Raw genomic sequence first — 4,170 nt, 5'->3', positions numbered from 1 at the left:
CTGTCGCCCGACCAGACCACGCCGATCGACCGGTCCGCCGGCACCAGGCCGGGCCCGCCGGCCGACCGGACGGCGCCGATACCGCCGGCGTGGTCCGGGCGGGCCGAGGTGCGCTCGCCCCGGCCGGACGACCCCGCCAGCGAGTGGTACGTCGAGGAGCAGGGTGGTCGGCGGTGGTGGTTGCCGATCCTCTGGGGCGTACTGGCGCTGTTGCTCGCCGGCCTGCTCGGGGGCGCGCTCTGGTTGGTGCGTTCCCAGCAGGATGACGACCGGGAGGATCCGGGGTCCACCCCGTCCCTTCCACCGACCAGTGCCCCCAGCGCACCGCCGACCAGCGCAGCCCCCACGTCGGCGGCGCCCACCAGCGAGTCGCCGAGCAGCCCGGCGACCACGGACGCACCGGACGAGGTGCCGGTGCCACCGCTCGCCGGCCTGCCGCAGGCCACCGCCGAGGGGCTGCTGGCTCGGCTCGGTCTGACCTACCGGGTGGTGTACCGCCCGTCGGAGCTGCCGCCGGGGACGGTGGTGGGCACCGAGCCGGGGGCGGGCACGTCGGTGTCGACCGACGACGAGGTGTTGTTGATCATCTCCCAGGCCGAGCTTCCGACCGGGGCGAGCCCGACCACGCCGGGCCCGACGGTGACCAGCACGCCGTGACCGCTGGTCACCACATCCGGCGGCGGGTGCCGACGAGGCCGATGCCGGCCAGGGAGATGGCGAGGCCGAAGATGCCGGACCAGAACAGGGAGCGGCGAATGTCTGTGGCGTTGTGCCCGGCCGGAGCCGCCTCGGTGAGTTCCTGACGGCCGCCGGACTGGCCGCCGGCACCCAGGCCGGACACCGATCCGGTCGGGTCGGCGCCACCGGCGTGGTCGGCCGTGGTGTCGGTGTCGATCCGGTCGGGTTGCTCGTAGACCGACTGGCCGTCGCCCGTGGGCGGGTCGGAGTCGAGCACGGTGATCTCCGGTGCGGGCACCGGTGCGGTCAGCCGGGTGGACGACATCGCCGGGTCGTGGACGAGGACCAGGAGTGTCGTCATCGCCCCGAGGAGGGCGAGGAGTCCGAAGGAGTAGGCGATACGGGAGCGGTGGCGCCGCCGCAGGGCAGGCTGATTGACCATGACCATCCCAGGGTCAGGGTCCTGGACGAGCGGGTGGAACGGTGCCGGGGTGGGCGTACCGATTCTATGGCGACGGCACGCCCACCGGCGGCGGATCGGGTCGGTCAGCCCACCCGGAGCGGGGTACGCGCGACCGGGCGGCGGGCCCGCACGGTGTGCGGGCGGGGTTCGGGAGCGGCCTGCAGTTGCTGCAACCCTTCCCGCTGGACGAAGATCGAACGTCGGGTGACCGCGTCGCCCGCGGCGTTCAACTCGTAGCCGTCGAGCCAGAGCCAGCCGTCATAGGTCGGCCAGTCGAGCACCCGGATCACCCGGAACTTGATCGGCCTGAGGAACTGGACACTCGCCGCGCGAGTCACGTGCAGTACGTCACCGGTGCGGGGAAGCACATGGGCTCCTGGGGAGGATCGGCCGGCGGTTGCGCCGGCGGTGCCTGAACGGGGGACGTCTCGGCCGGTGACGGGGTCGTGCCTCGTGAACCGGTGGTGCGGATGGCGGTGGTCGGGCCGTACCCCGCTGGTGACGTGCCGCCACCCGACCACCACCCGGTTGCTTCCGGGAACCGCGCCCGCCGCCGCAGCTTGCCGGCTTGCAGCGGCGGGGTCATTACCCCGGAGCAGGTCTCGTTGTCGTCGGCCGGGCCCGCGTCGTGCCCGGCGTCCCCGGATCGGTGGGGTCACCACTCCGAGGGACCGAACGGAGACGCTGAGTGATCCGTGCCATACGGACAGAGTGCATCAGGGACGTGCTTCATGCAAGTTGCACGTCGACTTTTGCCGATACGTGAGCGTGTCGCGCGAACGGCCTATTGAAGCCATCCGCGTCCGGGCGGCACACTGAGGGCCGGTTTCGCCCGTCGCGGCCGGCCGAGGACCGGCACCATCCCCTTCGTCGCGAACGCTCGCCGGTCGACGGTCGCGCCCCCGGCGGGTGTCACCCAGTGGCGCGTTACCGGAGGTAGCCCGAGTGGGGTCGAGCAGCCAGCGGCGGGGACCAGTGGCTCACGGGTTGCGCCATGAGTGAGCGGCGCAGTCCCACCATCAGACGGCGGCGGCTCGGGGCCGAGCTGCGCCGGCAGCGGGAGTCCGCCGGAATCACCATCGAGGTGGTCGCCGAACAGTTGGAGTGTTCGGCGTCGAAGGTCTCCCGGATCGAGACCGGGCACACCACGGCCACGCCACGCGACGTGCGGGACATGCTGCGGATCTACGGCGTGGTCGGCGCCGAGAGCGACGAGCTGGTGCAGATCGCCCGGGAGGCCCGCCAGAAGGGCTGGTGGCATCCGTACAGCACGGTGCTGGTCGGCGCGTACGTCGGGCTGGAGGCGGCGGCGAGCTCGATCCGGGCGTACGAACAGCAGGTCGTTCCGGGCCTTCTGGAGACCGAGGAGTACGCCGGAGCCATGATCCGCGCCGCTCGGCCGGACTTCACCGCCGATCAGGTGCATCAAAGAGTGCGTGTCCGTCTGGGCCGTCAGTCGTTATTGACCCAGGACGATCCGGTCGATCTGTGGGTGGTGCTCGATGAGGCGGTGGTAAGTCGGCCGGTGGGCGGGGACGAGGTGATGCGCGGTCAACTCAAACGGTTGGTCGAGGTGGCCGAGTTGCCGAACGTGACGCTGCAGATCCTGCCCTTCGAGGTGGGTGCGCATGCCGGCATGGACGGCACGTTCACGATCCTCAGCTTCCCTGAGCCCGGTGATCCGGATGTTGTGTACGCGGAGAACGCCACGGGTGGGCTCTTCCTCGAGAAGAGCGACGAACTGCAGAAGTACAGCTTCATCTTCGATCACATCCGCGCTGCGGCCATACGTCCGGAGGAGTCCGTCGCACACATCGCAAAACTGGCAGAGGAGCCGTTGTGGAAATGGCGACCAAAGGGTTCCCCGTGGACCTGACGCAGGCAGCATGGTTCAAGAGCTCGAAGAGCGGGCCGAACTGTGACAACTGCGTGGAGGTGGCGTACGTGACGGGGGCCGTCGGAGTGCGGGACTCGAAGGACAAGGCGGGCCCCGCCCTGGTCTTCGCCCCGGGTGACTGGCACTCCTTCGTTGCCGGCACCCGGGGTGGTGTGTTCGGCGCGGTCTGACCGACTGGTCAGCGGAGTCCCCGTCCGGTTCGCCGGACGGGGACTTTGCCGTGTCCGCAGGAGGCGCCGCGCACGGTCGCGTCGTGGCGTTGCCCGGCGAGGTTCCGTCGGGATTCCCGTCGCCAGAGCGCCCCCGTCTCGTTGAACCGGTCGGTACGGCGCTGGTCGACGGCCCGCCGCACCGACCCGCAACCGAGCGAGTAGGCGAGACGGATGACGACGATCGGTTCAGACAACCTCACCACCGGTCCGGCCAAGCCGGAGCGGTTCGGTGGCAAGTACCGCGGCGCTCGTCGGGACACGGTTCTGACCGAGGTGGTCTCGACCGACCAGGAGTTGAGCGGGCGGGAGGGCGCTTCCGAGACGACGGACCCGCCGCTCTCGCTGCCCTCACTGGACCCGAACCCGCTGATCGAGCCGTCGTTCCCGCCGGCGGGCTGGCCGATGGAGCCGCCCGAGTCCCTGGCTGACCACCCGTTGCTGCGTGGTCTGCTGATGGAGTTGCCGCCGAAGGGCACCGTTCCCTCGCAGGACTGGCTGGACCGCTGGTTCGAGGCGACCAGGTCGATTCTGGAGTTGCTATACGTGCAGAGCGCCAGCCGCCCGCGTTGACCGTACGGCGACGGGCCGGGCCCGTTCGGCGAAGCGGTTGTGGCGGAGCGCGTGGCGGACGCCGATGGCGACCACCGCGAGCGCACCCACGGTGATCGCCGGCCCGGTGACACCGGGGTTGGCTCCGAGGTCGGTGCCGGTTGCCGTGATCAACGCCGGCACCGTGGCCAGGGCCGTGACCTGCAGTGGCAGCCCGACGAGCGGGTGGGCCGCGGCGGCGCGCAGCCCGTGCGGTGCGGGGGTGGCGGGGGCACTGGCGAACGCGCCCGCACCGGCCCGCAGCCGGCGGATCCGTCGTACCGAGCAGATCGTCGCCACGAGTGCCGGACCGGCGGTCAGGGTGAGCCCGG

The 4,170-nt window shown here is 71.2% G+C and carries 6 protein-coding genes and 1 pseudogene; 4 read left to right on the top strand and 3 right to left on the bottom strand.

The window, feature by feature from the left end; all coding sequences use genetic code 11:
- On the top strand, nt 1–657 hold the full coding sequence (locus tag PSH25_RS08680) for a PASTA domain-containing protein (RefSeq protein ID WP_372492746.1): 657 nt from the start codon (nt 1–3) through the stop codon (nt 655–657).
- Between the two features lie 7 nt (nt 658–664).
- On the opposite strand, the gene PSH25_RS08675 is transcribed toward PSH25_RS08680, so the two are convergent.
- Both PSH25_RS08675 and PSH25_RS08670 read right to left on the bottom strand, forming a co-directional pair.
- Nucleotides 665–1,126 carry a hypothetical protein gene (locus PSH25_RS08675; RefSeq protein WP_372492745.1) on the bottom strand — a complete coding sequence of 154 codons (462 nt, stop codon included), beginning with the start codon at nt 1,124–1,126 and terminating at the stop codon, nt 665–667.
- A gap of 98 nt (nt 1,127–1,224) precedes the next feature.
- On the bottom strand, nt 1,225–1,509 hold the full coding sequence (locus tag PSH25_RS08670; protein WP_091396374.1) for a hypothetical protein: 285 nt from the start codon (nt 1,507–1,509) through the stop codon (nt 1,225–1,227).
- Between the two features lie 626 nt (nt 1,510–2,135).
- On the opposite strand from PSH25_RS08670, the gene PSH25_RS08665 reads away from it, so the two are divergent.
- The 3 genes from PSH25_RS08665 to PSH25_RS08655 all read left to right on the top strand — a co-directional run bounded on the left by PSH25_RS08665 (nt 2,136) and on the right by PSH25_RS08655 (nt 3,820).
- Complete coding sequence (locus PSH25_RS08665) at nt 2,136–3,017, top strand: helix-turn-helix domain-containing protein (RefSeq protein ID WP_091396372.1); 882 nt, start codon at nt 2,136–2,138, stop codon at nt 3,015–3,017.
- A complete protein-coding gene (locus PSH25_RS08660) occupies nt 2,987–3,208 on the top strand; it encodes a DUF397 domain-containing protein (protein ID WP_091396369.1) in 222 nt (73 codons plus the stop codon). Before PSH25_RS08665 ends, PSH25_RS08660 begins: the two co-directional genes overlap by 31 nt.
- A gap of 213 nt (nt 3,209–3,421) precedes the next feature.
- Complete coding sequence (locus PSH25_RS08655; RefSeq protein WP_238658498.1) at nt 3,422–3,820, top strand: hypothetical protein; 399 nt, start codon at nt 3,422–3,424, stop codon at nt 3,818–3,820.
- Here the strand turns inward: PSH25_RS08655 and PSH25_RS08650 are convergent.
- Nucleotides 3,788–4,170, bottom strand: a pseudogene (locus PSH25_RS08650) (hypothetical protein); the annotation flags it as partial. The gene PSH25_RS08655 and the pseudogene PSH25_RS08650 overlap by 33 nt on opposite strands.

Origin of the sequence: Micromonospora foliorum, assembly GCF_022229015.1 — a bacterium.
GTDB lineage: Bacteria > Actinomycetota > Actinomycetes > Mycobacteriales > Micromonosporaceae > Micromonospora > Micromonospora foliorum.
The sequence above is the reverse complement of the archived record's forward strand: the minus strand, read 5'-3'. Positions and strand labels throughout refer to the sequence as shown.